Origin of the sequence: Rhizobium sp. BK181, assembly GCF_014193305.1 — a bacterium.
Classification (GTDB): Bacteria; Pseudomonadota; Alphaproteobacteria; order Rhizobiales; family Rhizobiaceae; genus Rhizobium.
In genome coordinates this window covers 323021-348116 of record NZ_JACHZA010000004.1, presented here as the reverse complement: position 1 = coordinate 348116, position 25096 = coordinate 323021, and the positions used below count along the sequence as shown (strand labels likewise).

General features: G+C 58.9%; 26 protein-coding genes. 10 read left to right on the top strand and 16 right to left on the bottom strand.

What is annotated here, in order from left to right; genetic code table 11:
- Window positions 1-79: 79 nt before the first annotated feature.
- The 6 genes from FHT77_RS14065 to FHT77_RS14040 form a co-directional block, all read right to left on the bottom strand.
- Complete coding sequence (locus tag FHT77_RS14065; protein WP_016554923.1) at window positions 80-1204, bottom strand: branched-chain amino acid ABC transporter substrate-binding protein; 1125 nt, start codon at window positions 1202-1204, stop codon at window positions 80-82.
- Window positions 1205-1323: 119 nt separating this feature from the next.
- Window positions 1324-1677, bottom strand: a complete 354-nt coding sequence (locus tag FHT77_RS14060) for a DUF6867 family protein (protein WP_114713530.1) — start codon at window positions 1675-1677, stop codon at window positions 1324-1326.
- Window positions 1678-1701: 24 nt separating this feature from the next.
- Entirely contained in the window at window positions 1702-2430 is a 729-nt protein-coding gene (locus FHT77_RS14055) for an ABC transporter ATP-binding protein (protein WP_016554925.1), read from the bottom strand.
- Window positions 2430-3305: an ABC transporter ATP-binding protein gene (locus FHT77_RS14050; RefSeq protein WP_016554926.1), complete on the bottom strand. Its 876-nt coding sequence runs from the start codon at window positions 3303-3305 to the stop codon at window positions 2430-2432. Before FHT77_RS14050 ends, FHT77_RS14055 begins: the two co-directional genes overlap by 1 nt.
- Window positions 3305-4699, bottom strand: coding sequence for a high-affinity branched-chain amino acid ABC transporter permease LivM (livM, locus tag FHT77_RS14045; protein WP_183755601.1), 1395 nt, complete (start codon window positions 4697-4699; stop codon window positions 3305-3307). The genes FHT77_RS14050 and livM overlap by 1 nt, the downstream gene beginning before the upstream one ends.
- A 4-nt stretch (window positions 4700-4703) precedes the next feature.
- Window positions 4704-5606, bottom strand: a complete 903-nt coding sequence (locus FHT77_RS14040) for a branched-chain amino acid ABC transporter permease (protein WP_016554928.1) — start codon at window positions 5604-5606, stop codon at window positions 4704-4706.
- Between the two features lie 446 nt (window positions 5607-6052).
- Between FHT77_RS14040 and cysQ the strand changes: the two genes are divergently transcribed.
- Window positions 6053-6847, top strand: coding sequence for a 3'(2'),5'-bisphosphate nucleotidase CysQ (gene cysQ, locus FHT77_RS14035; protein ID WP_183755600.1), 795 nt, complete (start codon window positions 6053-6055; stop codon window positions 6845-6847).
- A 133-nt stretch (window positions 6848-6980) separates the two neighbouring features.
- Window positions 6981-8018: a DUF2793 domain-containing protein gene (locus FHT77_RS14030; protein WP_183755599.1), complete on the top strand. Its 1038-nt coding sequence runs from the start codon at window positions 6981-6983 to the stop codon at window positions 8016-8018.
- Between the two features lie 17 nt (window positions 8019-8035).
- Here FHT77_RS14030 and FHT77_RS14025 read toward each other — a convergent pair whose 3' ends face one another.
- On the bottom strand, window positions 8036-8776 hold the full coding sequence (locus FHT77_RS14025; protein WP_183755598.1) for a helix-turn-helix transcriptional regulator: 741 nt from the start codon (window positions 8774-8776) through the stop codon (window positions 8036-8038).
- Window positions 8777-9175: 399 nt separating this feature from the next.
- Here FHT77_RS14025 and FHT77_RS14020 point away from each other — a divergent pair, with 399 nt between their 5' ends.
- Together FHT77_RS14020 and FHT77_RS14015 are read left to right on the top strand one after the other, a co-directional pair.
- The gene (locus FHT77_RS14020) at window positions 9176-9451 is read left to right on the top strand and encodes a DUF1153 domain-containing protein (protein WP_007533628.1); all 276 of its coding nucleotides are present in this window, start codon (window positions 9176-9178) and stop codon (window positions 9449-9451) included.
- A gap of 309 nt (window positions 9452-9760) precedes the next feature.
- Complete coding sequence (locus FHT77_RS14015; protein ID WP_183755597.1) at window positions 9761-10042, top strand: GNAT family N-acetyltransferase; 282 nt, start codon at window positions 9761-9763, stop codon at window positions 10040-10042.
- A 100-nt stretch (window positions 10043-10142) separates the two neighbouring features.
- Here FHT77_RS14015 and FHT77_RS14010 read toward each other — a convergent pair whose 3' ends face one another.
- Complete coding sequence (locus tag FHT77_RS14010) at window positions 10143-10493, bottom strand: hypothetical protein (RefSeq protein ID WP_016554933.1); 351 nt, start codon at window positions 10491-10493, stop codon at window positions 10143-10145.
- A gap of 442 nt (window positions 10494-10935) precedes the next feature.
- Here FHT77_RS14010 and ctrA point away from each other — a divergent pair, with 442 nt between their 5' ends.
- Entirely contained in the window at window positions 10936-11637 is a 702-nt protein-coding gene (gene ctrA / locus FHT77_RS14005; protein WP_003542362.1) for a response regulator transcription factor CtrA, read from the top strand.
- Between the two features lie 115 nt (window positions 11638-11752).
- Here the strand turns inward: ctrA and FHT77_RS14000 are convergent, their stop codons facing one another.
- Window positions 11753-12115: a PleD family two-component system response regulator gene (locus FHT77_RS14000; RefSeq protein WP_183755596.1), complete on the bottom strand. Its 363-nt coding sequence runs from the start codon at window positions 12113-12115 to the stop codon at window positions 11753-11755.
- 111 nt (window positions 12116-12226) lie between these two features.
- Window positions 12227-12874 carry a histidine phosphotransferase ChpT gene (gene chpT / locus FHT77_RS13995; protein ID WP_183755595.1) on the bottom strand — a complete coding sequence of 216 codons (648 nt, stop codon included), beginning with the start codon at window positions 12872-12874 and terminating at the stop codon, window positions 12227-12229.
- Between the two features lie 191 nt (window positions 12875-13065).
- Here chpT and FHT77_RS13990 point away from each other — a divergent pair, with 191 nt between their 5' ends.
- Both FHT77_RS13990 and FHT77_RS13985 read left to right on the top strand, forming a co-directional pair.
- Window positions 13066-13662, top strand: a complete 597-nt coding sequence (locus tag FHT77_RS13990) for a DUF1134 domain-containing protein (protein WP_183755594.1) — start codon at window positions 13066-13068, stop codon at window positions 13660-13662.
- Window positions 13663-13783: 121 nt separating this feature from the next.
- Window positions 13784-14941, top strand: coding sequence for a hypothetical protein (locus tag FHT77_RS13985; RefSeq protein ID WP_183755593.1), 1158 nt, complete (start codon window positions 13784-13786; stop codon window positions 14939-14941).
- 2 nt (window positions 14942-14943) lie between these two features.
- On the opposite strand, the gene FHT77_RS13980 is transcribed toward FHT77_RS13985, so the two are convergent.
- On the bottom strand, window positions 14944-15762 hold the full coding sequence (locus tag FHT77_RS13980) for an RNA methyltransferase (RefSeq protein ID WP_183755592.1): 819 nt from the start codon (window positions 15760-15762) through the stop codon (window positions 14944-14946).
- 4 nt (window positions 15763-15766) lie between these two features.
- On the bottom strand, window positions 15767-16153 hold the full coding sequence (locus FHT77_RS13975) for a hypothetical protein (RefSeq protein ID WP_183755591.1): 387 nt from the start codon (window positions 16151-16153) through the stop codon (window positions 15767-15769).
- A 42-nt stretch (window positions 16154-16195) separates the two neighbouring features.
- Here FHT77_RS13975 and FHT77_RS13970 point away from each other — a divergent pair, with 42 nt between their 5' ends.
- Together FHT77_RS13970 and rpoH are read left to right on the top strand one after the other, a co-directional pair.
- Complete coding sequence (locus FHT77_RS13970) at window positions 16196-17230, top strand: RluA family pseudouridine synthase (RefSeq protein ID WP_183755590.1); 1035 nt, start codon at window positions 16196-16198, stop codon at window positions 17228-17230.
- A 162-nt stretch (window positions 17231-17392) separates the two neighbouring features.
- A complete protein-coding gene (rpoH, locus tag FHT77_RS13965; protein ID WP_016554940.1) occupies window positions 17393-18301 on the top strand; it encodes an RNA polymerase sigma factor RpoH in 909 nt (302 codons plus the stop codon).
- Between the two features lie 72 nt (window positions 18302-18373).
- On the opposite strand, the gene FHT77_RS13960 is transcribed toward rpoH, so the two are convergent.
- Together FHT77_RS13960 and FHT77_RS13955 are read right to left on the bottom strand one after the other, a co-directional pair.
- Window positions 18374-20710 (bottom strand): hypothetical protein, encoded by a 2337-nt coding sequence (locus FHT77_RS13960; protein ID WP_183755589.1) that lies wholly within the window; start codon window positions 20708-20710, stop codon window positions 18374-18376.
- 60 nt (window positions 20711-20770) lie between these two features.
- Window positions 20771-22069 carry an adenylosuccinate synthase gene (locus FHT77_RS13955; protein WP_183755588.1) on the bottom strand — a complete coding sequence of 433 codons (1299 nt, stop codon included), beginning with the start codon at window positions 22067-22069 and terminating at the stop codon, window positions 20771-20773.
- 196 nt (window positions 22070-22265) lie between these two features.
- Between FHT77_RS13955 and FHT77_RS13950 the strand changes: the two genes are divergently transcribed.
- Window positions 22266-23183, top strand: coding sequence for a DMT family transporter (locus FHT77_RS13950; protein WP_183755587.1), 918 nt, complete (start codon window positions 22266-22268; stop codon window positions 23181-23183).
- Here FHT77_RS13950 and FHT77_RS13945 read toward each other — a convergent pair.
- The gene (locus tag FHT77_RS13945; RefSeq protein WP_183755586.1) at window positions 23180-24025 is read right to left on the bottom strand and encodes a GNAT family N-acetyltransferase; all 846 of its coding nucleotides are present in this window, start codon (window positions 24023-24025) and stop codon (window positions 23180-23182) included. The genes FHT77_RS13950 and FHT77_RS13945 overlap by 4 nt on opposite strands.
- A gap of 327 nt (window positions 24026-24352) precedes the next feature.
- Window positions 24353-24835: a transcription elongation factor GreA gene (greA, locus tag FHT77_RS13940; protein ID WP_183755585.1), complete on the bottom strand. Its 483-nt coding sequence runs from the start codon at window positions 24833-24835 to the stop codon at window positions 24353-24355.
- Between the last annotated feature and the right edge of the window lie 261 nt (window positions 24836-25096).

The following is a 25096-nucleotide window of genomic DNA, read 5'->3' as shown; positions in this document are numbered from 1 at the left end:
AAAACGCCGAGGGCCAAACGGAAGAAGCCCGGTCTTGCGACCGGGCTTCCAAAAATCCGCACAAGTCGGGGATGAACCCTTACTTGGCTTCCTGCGGGAAGTAGCTGTACTTGCCGTCCGGACCCTTCTTCCACTCGTACATGATGTAGCCGGGAAGCTTCGGGTCGCCCTTTTCGTCGAAAGACATATCGCCGAGAACGGTCGGGAACGGGCCCTTTGCCTTCATTGCCGCAGCAACGGCTTCAGCGTCGTTGGAACCGGCAGCCTTTGCGCCACCAGCGATCGACTGCAGTGCAGCGTAGGAGTAGAGCGTGTAAGCTTCCGGGTTGAAGCCAGCAGCCTTGAACTTCGCAACGAGGTCCTTGTTGGCCGGGTTCAGCGTCGGATCGGGGCCGAAGGTGTTCAGAGTACCGGCGACTGCGTCGCCAGCGATCGATGCCAGTTCGTTCGAAACGATACCATCACCTGAAACCAGCGTAGCCTTGAGGCCCTGGTCGGCAGCCTGACGGATGATCAGACCAGCCTCGGTGTGAAGGCCACCCCAGTAGATGATCGAGACGCCGGCTTCCTTCATCTTAGCGATGAGGGCCGAGAAGTCCTTGTCACCAACGTTGATGCCTTCGTAGACGACTTCGGTAACACCGGCAGCGTTCAGAGACTTCTTGGTTTCGTCAGCGAGACCCTGGCCGTAAGGCGTCTTGTCGTGAACGACGGCGATCTTGGCGTCCTTGAAGTGGTCAGCAAGATACTTGCCGGCGATTGCACCCTGCTGGTCGTCACGGCCGCAAGTACGGAACGTGTTCCAGAGACCGCGCTCGGTGAACTTCGGGTTCGTAGCGGCCGGAGTGATTTCGAGCATGCCGTTTTCAGCGTAGACTTCGGAAGCCGGGATCGAAACGCCCGAGTTGAAGTGGCCGATAACGAACTTGACGCCGTCAGCAGCGAACTTGTTCGCAACCGAGATGCCCTGCTTCGGGTCGGAGACGTCGTCGCCGAGTACGACCTTGATCTGCTCGCCGTTGATGCCGCCGGCAGCGTTGATGTCAGCGGCCGCCTGCTCTGCGCCCTTCTGGAGCTGAGCCCCGAACGCAGCGTTCGGGCCGGTCAGCGGACCAGCAACGCCAACGATGATGTCGGCCCATGCGTTGCCGCTGAAGGCGACCATCGCCGTCAGAGCTACAGCCGACAGGAGAGACTTTTTCATTCTATTACTCCCAATTTTTTAGCGGGTTCTGTTCCACCACCCAGCGCATTACCCACTTTACTGCGCCAGGAAACTTGTTCCACTCGAAGGGGCAATCTGTCCCTAGATTCAACCGGCTGTCAATGTTTTGCCTTCCAGGAGAAGGGGGACGTCTTTTCGTATAGCCAGTAGTAGTTGTTGACCATCTGGTTGGTCCGGCGATAGCGATAGCCGGCCGTCGAGAAGATCGAGAGAAGGACGAGGTCAATCACATAGTAAAAGAGGCTGAGGACCGGTCCATCAAACAGTGCGTGATGCAGAAACTGCATCGCAGCGGCGAGCAGAACCGTGTAGGCGATCACCAGCGGATAGTCGCTCCAGCTGTCCGCCGCAGCCTTGCCTGCTCGCCAAGCGGTCCAGAATCCGATCAGCACGACGAAAAGCCGAATGGCACTGCGAACGCCGGTATCGCCCTCAAAGAAAAGTCCCTGCATATCAAAGTCTCCCCTTCGTCATGCTCAATGCCGTCCGCCTTCGAGATAGGCGGCACGCACTTCCGGATTCGCCAGCAGTTCCGCGCCGGAACCGCTCATGGTCACTTTGCCGTTGACCATGACATAAGCACGGTCGGACAGGCGAAGTGCCGCGAAGGCGTTCTGCTCTACGAGGAAGACAGTGAGCCCCTCCTCCTTGTTCAACTTCTTGATCGCCTCGAAAATGCCCTTGACGATCAGCGGCGCGAGACCGAGCGACGGTTCGTCGAGAAGCAGCAGTTTCGGACGCGCCATCAGCGCGCGACCGATCGACAGCATCTGCTGCTCGCCGCCAGACAGCGTGCCGCCGCGCTGGGTCTGGCGTTCCTTCAACCGCGGGAACATCGTAAAGACCTTTTCGACGTCCTCGTTGAAGTACTTCAGGTTATCCAGGCCGGCACCCATCTGGAGGTTTTCCATGACGGTCATGCGCGGGAATATCCGACGTCCTTCGGGCGACTGCGCGATGCGAAGCCGGGCGATCTCGTGCGTCGGCATACGCGTGATGTCGCGACCGTCGAAAACCACCGAACCGTTGCGCGCCTGCGGGCTGCCGCAAATTGTCATCATCAACGTCGACTTGCCGGCACCGTTGGCGCCGATCAAGCTGACGATCTCGCCGCGATGGACTTCGACATCGATTCCGGCCAGAGCCCGAATGTTGCCGTAATAGGTCTCGACGCCCTGGACTTTGAGAAGTGGCTGACCAGTCATCAGTGCGAGCCTCCTTCGAGGTTCTCTACGGCTGCAATCACTTCTTCCACTTCCTCGTCTTCGACGCCGAGATAGGCTGCGATAACCTTCGGGTCATTCTTCACCTCATCAGGCGTGCCGTCGGAGATCTTCTGGCCATATTCCAGAACGACGACATGGTCGGAAATTTCCATAACCACCGACATATCGTGTTCGATCAGAAGAATCGACGTGCCGCTGTCAGTACGAATGCTGCGCAGCAGCGCATTCAGCGCAGCCGACTCTCTTGGATTGAGTCCAGCGGCAGGCTCATCCAGGCACAGAAGCTCCGGTTCCGTGCACATGGCGCGCGCGATCTCAAGCCGGCGCTGTGCGCCGTAGGGCAGATCACCAGCCGGGTCATCGGCGCGATCCATAAGATCGGCCTTTTCAAGCCAGTGGCGCGCCAGTTCGATGGCATTCTTCGCCTCGGCCCGATACGGTCCGATGCCCACCAGCCCCATCACCGTGTAGCCGGACGCCTTCATCAGCTTGTTGTGCTGGGCGACGAGCAGGTTTTCGAGAACGGTCAGGCCGGAAAACAGCCGGATGTTCTGGAAGGTACGGGCAACCCTGGCCTCTTTGGTGATCCGGAAGTCCGGAAGGCGTTCAAGCAGGAACTCCTTGCCGCTCTTCTGCTTCAGCGTGATCATCCCCATCGTCGGCTTGTAGAAGCCGGTGATGCAGTTGAAGACCGTCGTCTTGCCGGCGCCGTTCGGGCCGATGAGCGCGGTAATGTCGCCGCGCTTGGCTTCGAACGAAAAGTCGTTGATCGCCATCAGGCCGCCGAACTTCATCGACAGGTGCTCGACCTTGAGCAAAGTATCGCTGGTCATGTTTGTTTCCTGAGGGCTCATCAACCGTGGCCCTCCTTGGTAAAGCTGCCGGAAACTGCCTTGCGCTCCTTGAGGAAGGCCGTCGGTTCACGCGATCCCACGAAGCCACGCGGCTTGATCAACATCACAACGACCATCGCCAGACCGAACAACAGCATGCGGTAGAGCTCTGGCGTGAAGTCCGGTCCGAAAATCATCTTCAGGAAGGACATCTCACGCAGCAATTCCGTACCGCCAACCATGACGATCGCAGCAATCGCGATGCCCGTCAGCGACCCCATGCCGCCGAGAACGACGATGGCCAGAATAACCGCCGATTCCAGGAACACGAACGATTCCGGGGAAACAAAGCCCTGGCGAGCAGCAAAGAACGAGCCGGCGAAACCACCGAACATCGCACCCGTCGCAAAGGCCGTGAGTTTAGTTGTCACGGTATTGATCCCAAGCGAGCGGCAGGCAATTTCGTCTTCGCGCATGGCCTCCCACGCACGGCCGATTGGCATCCGGCGCAGGCGGATCGTCACATAGGCGGTCAGCATGCAAAGCGCCAAAATCAGGTAGAAAAGGAAGATCTTGTAGTAGGCCGATGAAATTGGCAGGTGGAAGAGCTTCGCAAAACCGCCGGCACTTGCATCGAACGGAATGCCGAAAAGCGTCGCCTTCGGAATGCCCGAGATCCCAAACGTCCCCTTGGTGAGATCCGTCCAGTTGATGATCACCAGGCGAATGATTTCACCGAAAGCCAGCGTTACGATCGCGAGATAGTCACCGCGCAGTCGCAGAACCGGGAAGCCCAGAATGACACCCCACAGTGCAGCCAGAATACCGGACAAAGGCAGCAGCACCCAGAACGAGAGGCCGAAATAGCTGGATAGAAGCGCGTAAGAATACGCCCCGATCGCGTAGAAGGCGACGTAACCGAGATCGAGCAGGCCGGCGAGACCGACGACGATGTTCAATCCCCAGGCCAGCATCACGTAGATCAGGATCTGGATGCCAAAGTTGTCCACCCACTTCAGCGAGCCCTGTGGACCGGCAACGGCATAGATAAACACCGGATAGAGCAGCAGCGCGATGAGCGCGATCTTCAAGAAGTGCGTGTGAAAAAAGCCCTTCTCGGTCGAGATATCAAGCTCGCCGCTACGAGCCTTCGCCAACTTGCGCGCATCGAGATGTGGCCTCAAGAAGACCACCGTCAAGAAACGACCGACGGCAGCAATTGCCACGAAGATGGCCAGGAGGCCCCAGCGCTGAACGATGATGAGTTCGTTGCTGATGTTCTGGTCGGTCTTCAGGCCGACGTAGAGCACGAACATGCCGAACGAGATGAGAGCCGCGAACAGAGCTTCTTTAATACCCTTCTGAACAAGTCCGGCGTTTGCGGACTTGTCAGCGGAACGTACAGCATTTTCCATGACGTTATACCTTCTCGACTTCCGGCCGGCCCAGGATACCTGTCGGCTTGAAGATCAGCACGAAAGCGAGGATGGCGAATGTCGCCACATCCTTGTACGCGATGGTGAAGTAAGCCGACCACAGCGACTCGATGAGACCGATCATCAGCCCGCCGAGAACAGCACCCGGCAAGGAGCCGATGCCGCCAAGAACAGCCGCGGTGAACGCCTTCACACCCGGTACGAAGCCGTCGTTGAAGTTCACGACACCATAATACATCAGATACATCGTACCTGCGACGGCAGCGAGCGCCGCACCCATGATGAAGGTAACGGAAATCGTCTGATCGACATTGACGCCCAGCAGCGCTGCCATCTTGCGGTCCTGCTCGGTTGCGCGTTGGGCGCGCCCGAGGGACGTGTGATTGACGAGATACCAGAACACCGTCAGCAGCACGACCGTGATGAGGATGATTACGATCTGCTTCAGCGAAATCGAAATGCCCGCAACGTTGTAAACGGTGCTGACAAGCGGCGGGATCGGCTTGTTGCGCGGACCTTGCGTCACCTGAATGAAGTTCGACAGCGTGATCGACATGCCGATCGCGGTGATCAGAGGCGCGAGGCGGAAAGATCCACGCAGCGGACGATACGCAACGCGCTCGATCGTCCAGTTCCACAAGCTCGTCATCAGCATCGCAATGAGCAGCATTACCAACAGCAGAACCGCTACCGGAAGGCCCGCGAACATGGATGTGAGAACGAGAAAGACAATAAGGCCGGCAAAGCCGCCGAGCATGAAGATATCGCCGTGGGCGAAGTTGATCATGCCGATAATGCCGTAAACCATCGTATAGCCAATAGCCACAAGGCCATAGATGGATCCAAGAGTCAGCCCATTAACGAGCTGCTGGACAAAATATTCCATATGTCATTTCCCCTGGATGCAAGCCAATTCAGCCAGCATCTCTTGTTATTAGGACCTTAAATGAGCCCTTGATTAAGGATTTCATACCGCTTTCAAACCAAAAGGGAAGTGCAAAATCGCAAAGCCCCAAAGTTCTTTGCCGTTTTGGTGAAAATGACTTTTTTGCGGTCAGGAATTCGCTTTTTTTAGCATGCTAAGCCTAAGAAAGCGCTTTTTGACTTTTAACGGCGCAAGCAACCGAAATTTTTCGCTCGGCGCCAGGCGATGCAGCATATGAAGACGACCGCAGAGATTCTTTTCCGGGAGTGCTGCGCGCATTCGATACATGATTGCACGCATTCGACGGCAACCCGTTGCCCTGATACGATTCACATCGTCGAGGGAATTCCCTATATAAGAAAAGGCGCTCGAGGTGAGCGCAGTGCGGAAGATCCGGAAGGCGAGCAATGCTCGAAACATTTGAGCGCGCCGCTCTCGAAGCGGGCAAGGCAATTATGCAGGTCTATCTGGAGGGGTGCCCGTCCGCCAGGAAAGCAGACAACAGCCCGGTCACCATCGCCGACGAGCGCGCCGAGCGCATCATCATTGCACAGCTTGAAGCAGCCTTCCCCGATACCCCGATCATTGCGGAAGAGTCGGTGGCCGCCGGCAACGTTCCCGCGATCGGCGCGTCTTTCTTCCTTGTGGATCCGCTCGACGGCACTCGGGAATTCATCGACAAGCGTCGCGAGTTCACGGTGAACATCGCCTACATCAGAGACGGGCGGCCCCTCGCCGGGATCGTCTATGCCCCTGCCCTCGGCATCGCGTTTTCTGCAGAGAACGACAAGGCCGAGAAGCTTCTTGTCAACGAGCATTTTCAAGTGATCCGGCGAACCGCCATCCGTGTGCGGCCGCAACCGGCCGACCGGACGGCTTTGGCGAGCCGATCGCACAACAGCCCTGAGACGGATGTCTTTCTGAGCGCGAATGCGATCTCCCGCTGTACCAACATCGGTTCATCGCTAAAGTTCTGCATGCTGGCTGAAGGGCTGGCCGACGTCTATCCGCGCTTCACGCGCACGATGGAGTGGGATACGGCCGCCGGCGACGCCGTGCTGCGCGCCGCAGGCGGCTCGACCGTAACGCTGGACGGACTGCCGCTCACCTATGGCAAGACGTCACAGCCGCATGACAGCGACTTCGCCAACCCGAATTTCATCTCCTGGGGCGGCGCGCGATCCGCGCTCGCGCGGGTATAACCTTTTCGAAAAGACACGGAAAATCAGCGAAGCACGGCTTCCACCGTCCACGCCCCATTAGCGGCACCTAGGATTTTCGGCGAAATGAAGCCGCGCCGGGCGAAGTTCCGGCCAATCCGGGAGCCGCAAAACCGTGTCTGACCAGACCAACAATCTCGCCCTGCCCTATATCCTGCCATCCCAGGCACAAAAGCACGTTACCCACAACGAAGCGCTGCAGCGTCTCGATGCCATTGTCCAGCTGAGCGTCACCGGAGAATCCTCCCTTCCTCCACCCGACGTCTCTGAAGGACAATGCTATCTGGTCTCTGAAGGCGCCGGCGGTGCTTGGTCCGGCCGGGACGGAATGCTGGCACTCCGCCAGGACGCCGCCTGGATCTATATCGAGCCGAGGACGGGCTGGCGCGCCTTCTTCATGGCGCAGGGCCAACTCCGCGCATTGAGCACCGACGGGTGGCATGCGATAGCGCTGGATAACGATAATTCTCTACCGATGGTCGGCATCAATACCTCGCCGGATGCCTTCAACCGCCTCTCGGTGGCGTCCGACGCAAGCCTCTTCAGTCACTCGGGCCACGGGCACCAATTGAAGATCAACAAGTTTGCCGCCGGCGAGACAGGAACGCTGCTCTTCCAGACAGCATGGTCCGGCCGGGCGGAACTAGGCCTCGCCGGCAACGACGATTTCTCGATCAAGATCAGCGGCAACGGCAGCGATTGGCTGACGGCTCTGACAATTTCGCCGCGAGGGATTGTAAGAACGCCAGCCAAACCCGCCGCTCGTGTCTCCTTGGCGGCGGGAGCATCCACGCCGGCATCCGGCAGCCGAACTGGCTTCAACGAATTCCATCTGCTGCAAGGCGGCTTCTCTCTTGGCCCGGTCATTTCACCCGGCATTGGCAACCGCCTGCTCATCCCCGAGACCGGCCTATATCTCCTGCTGCTCACAGCAAGCACGCTGTCTTCGTCCGGACATGAGGCCGTCCTCGAGGCAAATGGCACGGTGGCGCTTGCGGCCGCTGTCGGTCCTGCTTCGACCGGCGCGGCACGTCATACTGCCTGCACTTTAGCATCGCTGAATGAGGGAGACTCGCTGGCGCTGCTGCACCACGGCAGCGCGCAGTATGAGTTAGGATCTGCGAAAACCGAGCTTTCGGTCGTGATGCTTTAGATCAAAGCGACAACCGTCTAGAGCAACCTGTAGCGAAACGCGCGGGCGATGGCCTGCATGCGATTGACGGAATTGAGCTTCCGCATCGCGCTCTTCAAGTAACCAACCACCGTATGCGCGGAGAGATCAAGGATAATCGCGATCTCTTCGCTGCTCTTTCCAGCGGCCGACCAACGCAAGCATTCGATTTCGCGACTGCTGAGGCTTTCCGCGGGCTGCTCTACAGGGTTCTGATGGCCGAGTTGCTGCAAGAGTTCCATCGCGCGGAAGACCAGCCTCATCGCCTCATCGCGAGCAGGTGACTCGCGCTCACCCGAAAATGCGAACACATAGTGGCGCAGGTGCACATCATGCAGCGCAAAGGCAAATGTATTTTTCAGGCCATATCTTTTGAAGACGGCCGTCTGGAGCTGGCCGCCCTGGTTGGTCGCCGCACTCTCGAAGGCCGCAATGTCATGGAAGACCGGCATCGTCGTCGTCTTCAAAGCTGCAAGAAGCTTGCAGCAGTAGAAGAAATCAACCTCTTCGTAGATATCAAGTAGCTCTTGCGGCCAGTTGCTTGCCAGATGGTTGCTGAGGAAGCCACTGCGGTCGCCGCGTGGAAACTCCGCCAGCAAGTAGTGGTTGAAGTGCGCCTCACTCGCCATCTCGGCCATGCCATCGGTGAATCGTTGTACAGACATGTTCTGCCCAGACGCGATCCGCGAAAAAACAGCATGCTCCGCGCCATCGCGACTGGCGCGCTCTTGTTTCTTCATTGTCTTATCCCCGGCTCGCTCCGACCCCACCTGCTGCGTTTGTCGACCCATAAAAGGCCGCGCGGCACCGAGCGAAAAGCAAAGGGCGTCGTATCAAAAGGACACGAAGCAAACAGCTTTAGTCATTCCGGGCGCCACAAGACGAACGGAGACGGGATCTTGCGCTCACATATGTTGCGCCGCTTATAAATTGGCGAATATCAATTGCCCATCAACCATTACGCATGGCTCCTATGCGCCAGTTACAAATTAACGTTGCGGAAGGCAGCGAAAGTGCAAATCGCTTCTTGGGAGGCGAACGCCTAAATTTCTTATCAAAGTGTTACGATGCGCTTAGGCAATTCTTAAATGTGACAAGCTAGAGTGACTGCCGTGGTCTTGAGTTGTGTAGAGAGTCCAATGACCGAAATGATACGTCCCCGAGTAAAATATGTCATCGGCCCCGATGGCAGCCCGCTGACGATTGCTGATCTGCCGCCGCCGAATACACGGCGCTGGGTGATCCGCCGCAAAGCTGAGGTTGTAGCGGCGGTTCGCGGTGGCCTGCTGAGCTTGGAAGAAGCCTGCGAGCGTTACACGCTAACTGTTGAAGAGTTCCTCTCCTGGCAGTCTTCGATCAACAGCCATGGTCTTGCCGGTTTGCGCACGACCCGCATCCAGCAATATCGCCACTGACCAGCCCTTTTGGGCAACGAATTTTACAAGTCGGGCCGCTTGCATGTCCTGAGGGGGATATACAGACGGCCCGAATTCGCGACGCAGCGAACTTGCTTCGTCTCGCCATCACCGACAAGCTTCACCGCGAATTCCCGCTTCATGGACCACTCAGCTGGAAACTCGATCGGTGACGCTGGAACCGCTGCCGGCCCATACCGGCAGCCCTCTCCCCCACCTCATCGAACACTGCGTTCTCGTCTGCCGTCTTGGCGTACGTAAGATGACATGCCACTTTCCCGAAGAGCACACTGTTGATGAGGAATGGCAATGAACATCAAGAACGAAGTAACGACTTCCGGCGGTCGCTACGTTGCAGAGCTAGAGGGCCATCAGGCCGAGATGACCTACTCCCGCACGTCGCCTAAGCTCGTCATCATCGACCACACCGGTGTACCCGATGCACTGCGCGGCAAGAGCGTTGGCCAGGCACTGGCTCTGCACGCCGTCGAGGAAGCGCGCAAGGGCGGATGGAAGATCTTCCCGCTCTGCCCGTTCTTCAAAGCCCAATCCCAACGCCACGCGGAATGGGCAGACGTCATCAACAGCTGATATCGCAACGCCAAAAGCCATGTATGACGGACGCGGCAGCCCATCATGCATGGCTTTTTCGAGGCGATGTCGAGGCGCCTAGCGGCGCCCGAACCCTGCCTTAGGCTCTTGCCCGGACCGCGCTGTCGCGCTCTTCCAGCGCGGCTGCACGTGCGTACTCCGCCTGCATCTCTTCGAGCGCCTGTTCCAGCGACTCTTCCTGCATCTTCAGCTCCTTGATCGAAACCTGAAGATTGTCCGCCCGCTGGCGCGCTGCCTTTGCGAAAGTCGGATAGGCGAAGTGATTCGGATCGGAAATGCCGGATTTCTTTTCTTCAACGAGGATCTGGCTCTCCAAATCCTTCGTCATCCGTTCAAATTCGGACATCATCATCTGCAATTGCTGCAGTTGGCGACGTTTTTCGTTCACCTGAAACTCCTTCAGGCGAGTTAGGCTCTCACGCGACTTCATACGCATTACTCCAGTGATGCGAGACCCCTGCTCCACTCAAAACCGCCCCTGCGAGCCGCTTTGAAACGGCCTGCCCAAAAAATTTCCGTCGGTATTAACAAAAACCTACCGCTGGTAACCTTTCGTTTACGGGCATCGTTAATGATAGTGCCGATGATTTAAGGGTCGGTAAACACAACTACGCGATTTCCGATACCGCTTCATTGGTGAGTCGAATGAATCGCTTACCGGCCGTTCTTAATGTAAAAATTAAGAAGTTGGCTTTGCGGATTCTCGTTGGAAAACAGCGAAATGGACAAAATATTTAATAAATTGATTACCTCTTGCCAGAGTGAATCAGAATTTGTTAACCATTTCGTGGCAGCTTCCAAATCACGCAGTGACATATTCGGTATCGTGTAGGGGGCCAGACCACCTTTCGGCGGCGGTAAAGGGGATAAGAATGCGGGTACTACTCATCGAAGATGACAGCGCGACAGCGCAGAGCATCGAATTGATGCTCAAATCAGAAAGTTTTAACGTCTACACCACCGATCTCGGTGAAGAAGGCGTGGATCTCGGGAAGTTGTATGATTACGACATCATCCTTCTCGATTTGAACCTTCCCGACATGTCCGGATATGAAGTGCTCCGCACTCTCCGTCTGTCCAAGGTCAAGACACCGATCCTGATTCTGTCAGGCATGGCCGGTATCGAAGACAAGGTTCGCGGCCTCGGCTTCGGCGCCGATGACTACATGACCAAGCCGTTCCACAAGGACGAGCTGGTCGCCCGCATCCATGCGATCGTGCGCCGCTCGAAGGGCCATGCCCAGTCGGTCATCATGACCGGTGAACTGATCGTCAACCTCGACGCCAAGACCGTCGAAGTCGGTGGCCAGCGCGTTCACCTGACCGGCAAGGAATACCAGATGCTGGAGCTGCTCTCGCTCCGCAAGGGCACCACCCTTACCAAGGAAATGTTCCTGAACCACCTCTACGGCGGCATGGACGAACCGGAACTGAAGATCATCGACGTCTTCATTTGCAAGTTGCGCAAGAAGCTGGCCAACGCCGCTGGCGGCGCGAACTACATCGAAACCGTCTGGGGTCGCGGCTATGTTCTGCGCGAGCCGGATGGCGCTGAGTACGCCGAGACCGCCTGAGTTTTCATCCCCTTTGCCAAATAGAAAAAGTCCCGTCCTTGTGGCGGGATTTTTTTCGTTTCCGGCATAAAAAAGCCGCCCAGGGCGGCCTTGATTGGTGAAAGTAGGTTCGCAATTATGCGGCGATAGCGCGATTGCCGAAAACGGCAGTCAAAATCTTGCGGTCGAACGGCTTGAGCAGAAAATCCGTCGCCCCTGCCCGTTTCCCCATCATCAGCTTCTTGAGATCGGCTTCGACCACGCAGTAGTAGATCTTGACCTCCCTGCCGCCTTCCATACCGCGGATGGTGGAGATCAGTTCAAGCGCGCCGTCCATTCCGGAATCGACAATCAGGTAGTCCGGAAGTTCGACCTGGCAATTGGAAAGAGCTTCATAGACATTCGAGGCTTCGCTGACCAGGAAATCCAGCTCAGACAGGATACGTTTCCCGACCTTGCGAACAACGTCCGACGAGTCGGCGATCATAAACCTCTGCATGGCTGCTCCTTGCCCCAGCTTCTGTCCCGGCTGGCGAATTACTAGCCAAGGATAAAAACATTAGGCTAAGGATTTATTACCTCGCGTGCTGAATCGCCGCCGAGGCTTGTATCAAGCCGCGATAACGTCAGCGGTGAAGGTCAGTTCTTCGCTGGTCGCACCATGGCCCAGCGTCATGCCGCATTCATCGGCAAGCAGCACCGTATAGTACGGCTGAATCGTATGGGCATCGATTGCCTCCTCGACTTCCCCGGTCGAAATTTCCACGAACTTCGGCGGCAGGCGCATCAACTTGCCCTTTGCGACAATCTTGAATTTTGCGTCCAGCTCCGGGTTTTCCAGTGTGACTTCAATGGTGCCGCCACGCGGAATGGACGAATAGGCCACGAGAAACAGATTGAGCAGCAGCTTGACGCGGTTTTTGGCGATGATCGCACGCGGGCCGCTCCAAGTAACCTCGGTCTTCTTCTCGGCAGCCGCAAAATCCTTCGCCGCGCGTTCGGCTTCACCGGTATCGATCGAGGCGCCGACCGAGCCTGAGGCGCCGAAGGCAAGCCGGGCGAACTTCAGACGCACAGACGCGTTGAGCGCGCTTGTCCTGATAAGATCCATCGCATCGGCGTCGGCGCCGCCCTCGTCCAGAAGCTCCAGACCATTGTTGATTGCGCCGACCGGCGAAATGACATCATGGCAGACGCGGCTGCACAGAAGCGCGGCCAGGTCGGGACCGGTCAGGGTGAGGTTTGGATTCTTCGACATCATCGTCTCCAGGGGCGGCAGGGTCATTCCGCCGTCTATGTTGCGTCATTAAAATTGCGCGAAGTTTGCGGCCGTACTCGGCGCCATAATGACACCATATTTGGTAAACCGATTGTTAAGACCATACGCGCAAAATGAATCAAACGCCGGAAACGGCTCATCGTACCGACCATGATGAACGGATGACACCCATGCGCGCCCATTTCCTCGGAAGACTCCCGGTCCTCTGCCGGCTTCTCGTTGCGCTGATATTCTCGCCCCTCGTGCTGATCCCCATGCAGGCGGCGGCGCAGCAGGCCAACAATGGCCAGTACACGATGCAGGAGATCGTTGACGCCGGACACTCGTTTTTCGGCTCAACCAGCGGCGGGCTCGCAAAGGTGGTGGAAACGGCCTTTCAGAAATACGGCCTTCCGAACGGCTACATCCTCGGCCAGGAAGGCTCCGGTGCCTTCATCGCCGGGCTTACCTATGGCGAAGGTCAGCTGAACACCAAGAATGCCGGCGAGCATCCGCTCTACTGGCAAGGCCCGTCGCTCGGCATCGACTATGGTGGCCAGGGCACACGCGTCATGATGCTGGTCTATGACCTGCCCTCGACTGACGCCATCTACGCCCGTTTCGGTGGCGTCAGCGGCCAAGCGTTCGTCATTGCCGGCTTCGGCATGACGCTTCTCAAAAATGAAAACGTCCTGGTGGTGCCGATCCGCACCGGTGTCGGCGCTCGCCTTGGACTGAATGTCGGATACCTCAAGGTCACGCCGAATCCGACCTGGAACCCCTTCTGATTTTTAGCGGGCACTGTCGAACTCTCGCTCGCCGTTACCTTTCCGCCACTTGCTCTACGCGTCAGGTCCGCTTAATCATTGGTCCTGACGCAAATCAACTTTTGGAAGCCGTGGCAACTCCGTGATCGAATATGCTCTCTTGTTCGGACTGGGCTTCCTGACGGCAGCGTTCCTCGTTTTCCTGGTGTCGCCCGCTGTCCACCGCCGCATCGTCTGGTATACCGAAAATCGGATGCGCGCGACCATGCCGCTCAGCCCGCAGGAGGTGCGGGCGCAGAAGGATATGGTACGAGCCTTCTATGCCGCGGAAAACGCCAAGACGACGCAACAGCTGGTGCGCGAGCGCGAGAAGTCGCTGGCGCTGCAGTTGAAACACGATTCACTGGCGCTCGACGCCGGACGATTTGCGGCTGAAATCGGCGGATTGCAGGCGCAGATCAGCGACATGAGTGTCGAGGCAGCGGAACAGCGCTCGCATCTGCGCAAGGACGAAAACTACATCAGCCAGCTGAAGACGAGCCTCCACATCGCGGAGCAGGCAAGTGCGGCCAAGGAAGGCGAACTCGAAGCGCTTCGCACGCGCCTCAACAGACTTGCGGAACAGAGCGACAATCTAAAGATCGATTTGGCGGCGCGCGAGACCGAAATCGAAAGCATGAGCTTCAAGGCGAATGCGGTCCGCATCGAGCGCGACACGCTTCGCCAGGACGTGAGCTTGCTGCAGAAGCGCGCAAAGGATGCGGAGCAGACCCTCGCCCAGCACGAGCACGCGGTCATCAGGCTCGAAGATCAGGCAGACCGCGATGCGGCGTCGGTGGCCGACAAGGATACGCTTCTCGGACGCCGTCAGCAGGAAATTGCGAAGCTGAAAGAACAGATCAAGGCGGCGAACGCCGAACTGCGCAAGGCAAACCGGGCACTGCGCAATGCCGGTCTTCAACCCGTAGCCGCAGATGCGGTTTCAGAGGAGCGGGCAACCGAGGAAACGATGGCAACCGAACTCGATACCGCAGCGATCGCGGCACGCCTGAGCGAAGAAGTGCGCAAGCGCAGCGCCGCCGTTTCAGAACAGTTGAAAGCAAAGTCGGACACGCATCAGGATGAAGCCGCACGCGAAGAGATCGCCGACATAGCGGCAAGAATGGTCGCGTTGACAGCGATCAATGAAGGCCCCACGTCGCCGATCCGAGACCTTCTGCCGGATGCCGCAGACCATCAGGATGGTGAGCGCATCAACCTTGCGCAGCGCGCAGCGACGATCCTGTCGGAACCAGGCTGAGGTCAGATCCGCTTCACCGCTGACGCCATGGCGAAAAGAGCGATGCCAGTGGCCGTCGCCACATTGAGGCTGTCCAATCCCTCCGATTGCGGAATGCGCGCGCTGTTGAAGCGCTCAAGGACAACAGGCGGCAATCCCTCGCCTTCCGTGCCTACGACCAACGCCATCCTGCCGGCTGGCGGTATCGCCCGGATGTCGGTCTCGCCGCGCGGCGAGAGTGTCCAGATGGCGAAGCCGTTCGCGGCAAGCCGCGTCAGTATATCAAGTCCAGTGCCCTTCCGCTGGTAAGGCACACTGAGGACGGAGCCGACGGAGACGCGCAATGCCTTGCGATACAGCGGATCGCAGGACGTTTCATCGAGGAAGATGGCATCGGCCTTGAAGGCGGCCGCGTTGCGGAACATGGATCCGGCATTGTCATGATTGGAAATGCCGCAACCGACAAGGACCAGCGAACGCTCAGACAATCGGTCGACGAGATCGACTTCCGCTACCTCGCGCCTGCCGAGGGCCAATACGCCGCGATGGAGATGAAATCCGACGATCCGGTCCAGAACTTCGGCCTCGGCAACATAGACGGGCACCTCGATCGGCAGCCGCTCCAGAATGGGAGCGACGCCATCGACGCGGCTCCTGAGCAACAGCACCTTTTCGGTTGTAAAGCTGCCGCTGTGGCTGGCTTCCGCCAACATGCGAAGCACGACCGTACCCTCCGCAATGAAGCGGTTCTGCCGACCGGTCAGATCCCGTTCGCGGATATCGCGGAACTCAGCGATGCGAGGATCGTCCGCGCTCTCGATCGCAACGAGCCGAGAAGCCATCGCCCTAGCCGCCGTTGATGGTCACATCGGCGACAATGCGTCCTGCCTTGATATCGAACACGAGCGACTTCATGATCCCGTCGGCCGTGGCCCCAAAGAACATGATCTGCCCTCCCGAGAACGACGACGACTGAATGATGAAGCCCGGCGGCAACACGGCCGTCACGGATATAGGCGCATCCGACGGTACGCCGGCCGATGTCACGGCTGTTGGTTCGCTCGCGGGAGTCCGCATCGTCTTGTAGACAATGGCGCCGAAGACCGCCATAAGGCTCACGAACATGATGATGCCTGAAACAATCTGCAGGCGGATCATCTTGCGCCGGACACGTTCCATCACCGGATCAAGGGGCTTTTCGTCCTGATCACCTTCTGGCTGGATATTCGTCATATGTGGCGTTCCGTTCTATAAATCATTCGGAGAAGAAGCGTCTTGAGCGACCCCTTTAAACAAGCATCCGGCATTAGAAAAGTCCTCACGGCCGACGAGAGTGCCGAAGGCCGTCTCGATGCCTGGATGACGGCGCAGCTCGGCGAAGAGTTTTCGCGCAGTCGCGTGAAGGTGCTGATCAAGGAAGGCCAGGTCTCGGCGGGCGGCAAGGTCGTCGCCGATCCGCAGAAAAAAGTGCGTCCAGGCGATGTCTTCGAGATAGTCCTACCGGAACCGCAAGACCCGACGCCCCAGGGCGAAAACATCCCGCTCGATATTCTGTTCGAAGATGACGATGTCATCGTCATCTCCAAGCCTGCGGGCCTCGTCGTCCATCCAGCGGCAGGGAACTGGACCGGTACGCTCGTCAATGCGCTGATCTACCATTGTGGCGACAGTCTTTCCGGTATCGGCGGCGTCCGTCGTCCGGGAATCGTTCACCGCCTGGACAAAGACACTACAGGTGTAATGGTCGTCGCCAAGAACGACATCTCTCATCGCCACCTGTCGCTGCAGTTTGCCGACCACGGGCGCACCATGCCGTTGGAGCGCGCCTATCAGGCAATCGTCTGGGGGCGTCCTCGCGCGCTGACGGGGACGATCAATGCCCCGCTCGGGCGCTCCGTCGGTGACCGTACGCGTCGTGCCGTCAAACGGCCCGAGACGCAGGATGCCGACGAGGCGATCACACATTATGAGGTGCTCGAGCGCTTTCATGAGAATCCCGACGCGACTTCGCTCGCCTCACTCATCGAGTGTCATCTCGAAACCGGCCGCACGCATCAAATCCGCGTGCACATGGCACATATCGGCCACCCGCTGCTCGGTGACACGGTCTACGGCGCAGGTTTCAAGACAAAGGCAAATCTCCTTCCGGATGCTGCCAGGAAGACTGTGAATGCCTTTGGCAGGCAGGCCCTCCATGCCTATATGCTGCAATTCGAGCACCCCCGCACCAACGAGGTGATGCACTTTGAAGTGCCTCTGCCTGAGGACATGGAAGAGTTGGCAAGCGCCCTGCGGGGCAAGGCGGAGTAACGCCTTCGTGAAACGGTGTGCGGCCTTGAACCCCTGTTCCGCCATACTTATCTGTACATTGACTTAGTGCGGGCTCCGATAAAGCCGCACGTCCCCGGTTCGCCTTTTTAACGCAGGGGCGCGTTCCATCGGGAACCGGAATTCAGATAGGAGGGTGCTTTTATGGCCCGAAATAACTTGCCGTCCATTACCGCCGGCGAAGCCGGTCTCAATCGCTATCTCGACGAGATCCGCAAGTTCCCGATGTTGGAACCGCAGCAGGAATATATGCTTGCGAAGCGCTATGCGGAACATGGCGATCGCGAAGCCGCTCACAAACTCGTCACCAGTCACCTGCGCCTAGTTGCGAAGATCGCGATGGGATACCGCGGCTATGGTCTGCCGATTGGCGAAGTCGTATCCGAAGGGAACGTCGGCCTGATGCAGGCTGTCAAGAAGTTCGATCCGGAACGCGGCTTCCGTCTTGCCACCTATGCCATGTGGTGGATCAAGGCGTCGATCCAGGAGTACATCCTGCGTTCGTGGTCTCTGGTGAAAATGGGCACGACCGCCAATCAGAAGCGACTGTTCTTCAACTTGCGTCGTCTCAAGGGCCGCATTCAGGCCATTGACGACGGCGACTTGAAGCCGGAACACGTCGCTGAGATTGCCACGAAGCTGAACGTCTCCGAGGAGGAGGTCGTTTCGATGAACCGTCGCCTGTCGGGCGACGCGTCGCTGAACGCACCGATCAAGGCCTCGGAAGGCGAATCCGGGCAATGGCAGGATTGGCTCGTCGACGACCACGATAGCCAAGAGGCGGTTCTGATCGAGCAGGACGAACTCGACACGCGTCGCCGTATGCTGGCGAAGGCGATGAGCGTTCTGAACGATCGCGAACGCCGTATCTTCGAGGCGCGTCGTCTCGCTGAAGATCCGGTAACGCTGGAGGACCTCTCGTCAGAGTTCGACATCAGCCGCGAGCGCGTTCGTCAGATCGAAGTCCGCGCCTTCGAAAAAGTCCAGGATGCCGTGCGCAAGGAAGCTCTGGAGCGCGCCAAGGCCGTTCGGGTCGTGGAAGCGACAGCCTAAGCGCAAGTTTCCTCAAATGAAAAAGGGCGGGACCGTTTGGTCTCGCCCTTTTTTATTTACTCCAACCAGTGATTATTGGCTGGTCGATACGTCGCCAAATGCGGCCCATTCCTTGATCGCGGCGTTGAACGCCTCCGCGCCCGTCGAGCCCTTCTGCATCGTCAGAAGGGCACGGCGGCCGTTGCGATAGGTGATCGGGATATCGATCCAGTCGCGGCTTCCGAGGAGATCGAGGTTCGCCTTGCGCGCATCCGGATAGTCATTCAGCGCGATCATATGGAAATCGTCCGTGATCTTTGCGGGAACGGCAATCAACGCGTCGCCGCGATCCTGCTCGGTCCGCTTCATCGAAATGCGCTGAACGCTCTCGATGGCGCCGCCTTCGAAGTTTGGCGGCAACGAGAAGACGACTTCGACGATGTGGCTTGCAGGCAGCGACGGATCCGAATTGCGTTTGAAGGTGAGCTGCGCCGACAGGTTGCGTTCCGGAACGGTCACGGTCGCCTGCACGGATGCTTCCTGCCTGCCGTCCGAGCCTGCCTCGTGCTGGAGGCTCCAAACCACCGACCCCTGGATAGCGGTCGGCGAACTCTGCCCGATACGCTCTTCATAGAGGAACATTTTCTCATTTGACCCGACCGGCGCGGTTTGTGCTGCACCGTCCGCCGGCGGCGTCGCCGCTGACGTGGCTGCAGGAGGGGTAGCGCTCGTCGCGGGCGGCGTCGTCGAGGTCGCAGGCGGCGTCGGATCGGCCGCAGCAACGTTCTGCTCGGCTACCGACTTTCCTTCGGCCGTCGGCGTTCCGGGAACAGCAGCTGGGCCGCTGTCGACCTCGGTGCCGTCGGCACGAAGCCGCTGGTTGAACTTGTTGTTGACGGCAGCGCCGTCATTCAACGAGGCGACTTCCTTGTTTGCGTCTGCCGGCTTGGCGTCGCTGGTCTGTGGCGCCGCGGCTGGCGTCGAAGCATCCGGCTTGGCCGGCGCCTGCTCGTTCTTCGCACTCTGCGACGGAGCGGCGCTGACAAGGTTCTTCACCATCGTCGACAGCGCATCCTGATGGGTCCAGGCGGCATACCCACCGCCGCCAACAACGCCCAGCGCAATGAGGATCGTTACGATGGAGCCGATGCCGAACCGGCGGCGCTTCGGCTCCATGCGCAGATTCTTGCCCTGGAACTTCGCGGCAACGGCGCTGTCGAGATCGGGCGGCGCAGTGCCGTCGTCATCTTCGGCAACAACGCCACGGTTGTCGTAGCCACGAAGCGGCCGTGCCTCCTGCCACGCAGGATTGGTTTCCGGCGCAGCTTTCGCGGTGCCATGGATCTCCGAGAAGAGATCGCCATCGTCGAAATGCGCGTTGATCGGAACCTTCTTGCCGCTTTCGATCGGTGGGAGATCGTCGAAGGCTGCTGCCTCCCAGGAGAAACCCTCGTTGGCGGCAGGCATCTTCACGCTAGCCGGTGCATGGTCGATGCCGGCGATGACGTCCTCGAACGCGCGCGCGGCTTCGTTTGCCGGAGCAACGGGCGCTGCCTCGGAAAACTGCCTCAATTCCTCGAGCGCCCAGTCTGTCGGGGCATCCTTGGCCGGCGGCGCCGGCGTTTCCTCGACGGGCTCAGCCCATACCGGATCGAAATGCCCGGCGGCGTCCGCATGGAGCGGCTCTTCCTGGCTGCGATCCACGAATTCTTCCGGCGAGCGATCCAAGCCATAGACTGGTTCGACCAGACGGTTGGTCAGATCGTAGTCGCGCGCCGCTGGCTGCAAAGCCGGCTCCACGTACGGAGGCTCGGTGGGCTCGGCAACAGGCTCTTCTATGCCCACATGCTCGTCAGAGCCCTGCCGTTCCTCGTGAGCGACCTCTTCGGAAGGAGCGGAGCGCAGGTGCTCGACGGGTTCGACTTCTTCAGCGGGAGCCGACGGCTCTTCATGCGGCCAATGCGTGTCGTGCTGGGCAGCATATTCCGGCTCGGCAGCGGCAGGCTCTTCGTGATAATGCGCAGGCTCTTCGAGCGGCTCCTGATAGGCAGGCGCAGGCGCTTCAGCTTCTACATGCTCTTGGTGAACCGATGTCTCGTCTGCCGGCTCGTCAACAGTGGGTTCGGCGGCGACCGGTTCAGGAGCGGTGGCCTCCGGCTCATGGGCAGTCTCGACTTCGGGCGCAGCCGCCGCGGCAACATCGTCCGCGGACGGAACGGCTTCGGCGTGTTCCGCTTCGACTTCGCGGATTGCAGCCTCGAGCTTTTCAAGCTGCCGTTGCAGCATCGCTTCCGGCGGACGCGGCTTCATGTTCTCGAGCTGCCGCTGCACAGCACCGCGAGCGCGCTCGTAGACTTTCACCCGCATCTCGGGAGTATTTTCAGACAGGCCGTCAACCGCCCGCCGGATAACTGCGATAAAATCCGCCATTCGTACTTTCTCTAAGAGTGCGGCCCGCCACGCGAACCGCACAAATAATGACCCGCGACCTTAGTCCTCAAAAGGATCGGTCACAAGTATCGTGTCGTCTCGCTCAGGACTTGTAGACAGGAGAGCGACGGGCGCCCCGATCAACTCTTCGACCTGGCGAACATACTTGATTGCCTGGGCCGGCAGATCGGCCCAACTGCGCGCGCCAACCGTCGATTCTTTCCAGCCTTCGAGCGTCACATAGATCGGCTCGACGCGAGCTTGCGCGCCCTGGCTGGCAGGAAGATGATCGATCTCTTCGCCGTCCAGCTTGTAGCCGACGCAGATCTTCAGTTCGTCCAGGCCGTCGAGAACATCAAGCTTCGTCAGCGCAATGCCGGTAATGCCGTTGGTTGCAACCGACTGGCGCACCAGCGCTGCATCGAACCAGCCGCAACGACGCTTGCGGCCCGTCACCGTACCGAATTCGTGACCTTTTTCACCGAGGAACTGGCCGATCTCGTCATGCAGCTCGGTCGGGAACGGTCCCTCGCCAACGCGCGTCGTATAGGCCTTGGTGATGCCGAGGATATAGCCGAGCGATCCCGGGCCCATGCCAGAACCAGCCGCGGCCTGACCGGCGACGGTGTTCGAAGACGTGACGAACGGATAGGTGCCATGGTCGATGTCGAGCAGGCTGCCCTGCGCACCTTCAAAGAGGATACGAGCGCCCTTGCGGCGTTCCTTGTCGAGGAAGAGCCAAACCGTATCGCGGTACGGAAGCACGCGGTCGGCGATCGACGTCAGTTCCGTCATGATCGTATCATGGCTGACCTCGGCAACGCCAAGGCCGCGACGCAGTGCATTGTGGTGCGTCAGGATGCGGTCGACCTTGCCCGGCAGCGTGTCGAGATCGGCGAGGTCCATCACACGGATCGCACGGCGGCCAACCTTGTCTTCATAGGCCGGGCCGATGCCACGGCGCGTGGTGCCGATCTTCGTACCGCTGTTGGACGCAGCGTCTTCACGGTAGGCGTCGAGCTCGCGGTGCAGTGAGAGGATAAGCGTCGCGTTGTCGGCGATGCGCAAGTTCTCGGGGGAAATCTTGACGCCCTGCTTTTCCAGCTTCTCGATTTCGGCAATCAGCGCGTGCGGATCGACGACGACACCGTTGCCGATCACGGCCATCTTGCCGGGACGCACGACGCCGGACGGCAAGAGCGAAAGCTTGTAGCTGGTTCCATCGATTACCAGCGTATGGCCTGCATTGTGTCCGCCCTGATAGCGCACAACGATGTCCGCACGTTCCGAAAGCCAATCGACAATCTTGCCCTTGCCTTCGTCACCCCATTGCGAACCGACCACGACTACGTTCGTCATTCACGTCTTCCTGTTAAAGGCGGATTTAACCGCACCCTTCTCAAACCCGCGCATCTATAAAGCTTTGTCACGGGGAAAGCGACCCTGTTATGCCGCCGGAATCGGCTTTTTACGTGACAAATCAGCCATCATCGGGCTATTGGCCAATCATATCCTGGGGTTGAGAAAGCATCGCCGTCATCTGGAAGAATCGCCTGTGCAGGTTGCCGCTTATATTTCTCTCGTCGTCGCGGCATTGTGCTGGGGCGGAAACGCGGTAGCGGGCAAGCTCGCGCTCGGGCACGTCAGCCCGATGACGTTGACATTTCTGCGCTGGTTCCTTGCAACAGCGCTCATTGCCGCCGTTTCGGTCCCGCAATTGAAGCGCGACTGGCCGATCGTTCGCAAGAACCTGCCGCTTCTCTTCTTCTACGGCGTCGTCGGCTACACGCTTTTCAACGCGATGCTCTACTCCGCCGTCCAGTATACGACCGTGATCAATGTTGCGATTGAGCAGGCCGGCATTCCGATGCTGATCTTCCTCTTGAACTTTGTTTTCTTCCGCACAGGCGTTTCTACGGCGCAAGTCGTCGGCTTCGCGATGACCTTGGTCGGGGTCGCATTGACCGCCGCGCACGGCGACCTGAGGACGCTGCTACAGCTCGGCCTCAACCGCGGCGACGGACTCATGCTGATCGCCGTCGCCGCCTATTCGATCTATACGATTTTTCTTCGCTGGAAGCCGCCACTCGATTGGCGCACTCTGATGGCCGTTCCCGCACTCGGCGCGACGCTCACTGCCGTGCCGCTACTCATCTGGGAGGGCAGTCAAGGCGCCATTCAACTGCCCGACAACAGCGGCTGGCTGATCGCCTTTTATACCGCGATCTTCGCCTCACTCCTCGCGCAAATCCTCTACATCAAAGGCGTTGAGGCGATCGGCGCAAACCGGGCCGGCCTCTTCATCAATCTCGTGCCAGTTTTCGGAACGCTGTTGTCGGTCGCCCTGCTTGGCGAGCATTTGCAGGCCTTTCACATCGTTGCGTTGGCGCTTGCATTGGGCGGCATCGCCATTGCCGAAAAGGGCCGCCCCCAGACAGCCGTCTCCACCGCCCCTGCATCACCAATGGATTAGCCGAGTTCCAGCGTCGTTACACCAAAGACGTTCTTCAGCGGAACGACCGGCGCGGCGCCGCGATACATTCGAGCCGTTTCGAAGACGGGCGCCAAGCCCATCTCCTCTGCAAGCGCAATCGCCTCGCCGTTGCTGGCGGGGATGTCGATGAAGACCCTCGCTCCTGTTGCCTGCGGTGCCAGCAATGAAAGCAAAGCTGCGGCGCTATCCTTGTCGGCAGCAAACAGCGGGCCGAGCTTGTAGCCGTCGTAACAACGACGGATCGTGCCATAGCCGCGGATCTTGCCGCTCCTGCGCACCACGGCCGAGTGCCTGTCCCTGCGGGCCGCACACCACGACGCCACAAATGCTGGCCGCGGGGCCGGAAAGATGGTCGCGTCATAGCGCAACAATCCGTCAAGTTTGTCGGAGACAGCCTGCGCGACAAGCGTCGAGGCCGGCAGGCCTGATATCACGCCACCGTAGCGAACCGTCCGATAGGCCTCTTCGAAGCCGGCCTTGCGGTAGTTACCCTGCTGAGCGGCGACGCCATCCAGGCCGATGCTGCGGCCCTCCGCGGACGCCATGCCGACATTCCAGATGGCTTTGCCATAGCCCCGTCCGCGAAAATCCGGATGCACGATATAGAGTCCGAGGAACGCAAAATCGTCGCCATATTTGACGACGGAAATCGAGGCGACCGGTACCTCCCCGAGCACGCCAACGAAAAATCCGGAGGGGTCCGCATCGTGAAAGGCGATCGAGTCTTCGAGGCCAGGATTCCAGCCCTCCTGACGCGCCCATTCGAGCACTAGCTCCAACTCACCCGGTCGCATCGGGCGAACGGCAAACTCCGAATTCATGCAACGTCCCTAAATCACATCGACCGCAAGCCTATACCCGCGGCAAAAGACAAGAATGAAAGTCTAACGGCGCAAAGTCGGCCGGGAGCGAAGAAACATGTTCATGGCCGAGGCGATCTACATCGATCGTCATGAGGCACGACCCGAAATTCTTCGCATCGCAATCATCATGGAACAGGGAGAATACAATCTCAAGGGAATTACTTAAGAGAACATAAAGACATGGTAAGTTCTCAGTAACGACCATCAGACGAGCAACTGGATTTTGTGTCGTGCCAGGATGCCCATCTTCGATAAAAACGTTCCGCAGGATGCGGAAGCGACGCCCTACGCGATCGCGATAACCTCGAGTTCCTGGCCACCGACAGTGGCGACATCTCCAATCGACTTGCCGATTAGGGACCTTGCCACTGGGGACACGAAGGATATCGATCCCGCTTTGGGATCAGCCTCGTCCTCTCCAACAACGCGATATGTCTGCACACGCCCGTCGTCGCGGCTGAACGTCACGGTGCTTCCAAAGGCCACTTGATCGAACGAAGACGGGTCGGGAATAACCTCAGCGGTGCGAACGCGGGTCGCGAGGTAGCGTAGGTCTCGCAAGGGATTCGCCGCCTGCCGCCGTCGCTCATTGATGTCCTCGATAGTGCTTGCGGCATCGTATGCGTCGCGCGCCTGCTGGAGCTGCAATTCCAGAGCCTTCAATCCCGCTTCGGTCACAAGGTTCGGATGCGGCGAAATTGGACGATCCGGCAGCAAAGTTTCAGATGCGGCTTCAGCACTTTCTTCTTTAACGAAAGCAACACTCAATTTCGCAACTCCGTTTGGGCGCCTCGTGGTCTCCCGGCGCACCGGCGACAGGTCATCCCGACTGATGGAACGACAATACCCCCTCCATCTTATAGCATCTCTTCCAGTGGTCCCAGCGGGAAGAACGCCGGCTCGGACAAAACCACACCTCCCGAACTCCAGCACGGCCGGCGACCACCGCAATGCGCGGCAAATGCCCGCCGACGCAATCTGGTCATGTGCGCGAACGTCCCCGCCCGCCCAACATGAAATAGGATCATA